This window comes from Streptomyces recifensis, from assembly GCF_002154615.1.
Classification (GTDB): domain Bacteria; phylum Actinomycetota; class Actinomycetes; order Streptomycetales; family Streptomycetaceae; genus Streptomyces; species Streptomyces griseoluteus.
On the sequence record NZ_MUNH01000623.1, the window covers coordinates 1 to 581 of the forward strand.

A 581-nucleotide genomic window follows, 5' to 3' on the forward strand; every position below is an offset into this window, starting at 1 on the left:
CCCACGCCGTCCGCGCCGCCAAGGCCATCGCCTTCGCCGCCGCTCAGGTCGGCAAGCCCTGTGTCTGGGGCGCGACCGGCCCCGACTCGTTCGACTGCTCCAGCCTCACCCAGGGCGCCTGGCGCACGGCCGGGGTCGAGCTGCCGAGGGCGGCGCACGAGCAGGCGGCGGCCGGGACCGAGGTGACGCTCGCCGCCGCGCTCCCCGGTGACCTGGTGCTCTTCTTCGAGGACGACCGGCACGTGGGCCTGTACGTCGGCAACGGCGCGATGATCCACGCGCCGGGGCCGGGCGCGACCATCCGCGAGGAGTCGGTCTACGGCGCGGGGGAGGCCGCGATCCATCGGGTGATCAGGCCCGCCTAACACTCATAAAACCTGTTTATGAGCCCATAGACTGGACCCGCGTACTAACTTAGGGCTGCCTTAGCTTAGGCTTCCTGATCGAGTCGCCTGTCCACGCTCGAAGGGAACCTGATCATGCCGCGCCCTCTGCGGGTAGCCATCGTCGGAGCCGGCCCCGCCGGCATCTACGCCGCCGATGCCCTGCTGAAGTCCGAGACGGCCGCCGATCCGGGCGTG

Annotated in this window: 1 protein-coding gene; it reads left to right on the top strand. The window is 70.7% G+C overall.

The genetic code is table 11. From position 1 onward, the window contains the following. On the top strand, nt 1-365 hold a 365-nt coding region (locus CCN33_RS27295; RefSeq protein ID WP_140394700.1), incomplete at its 5' end, for a C40 family peptidase. Nucleotides 366-581 lie beyond the last annotated feature (216 nt).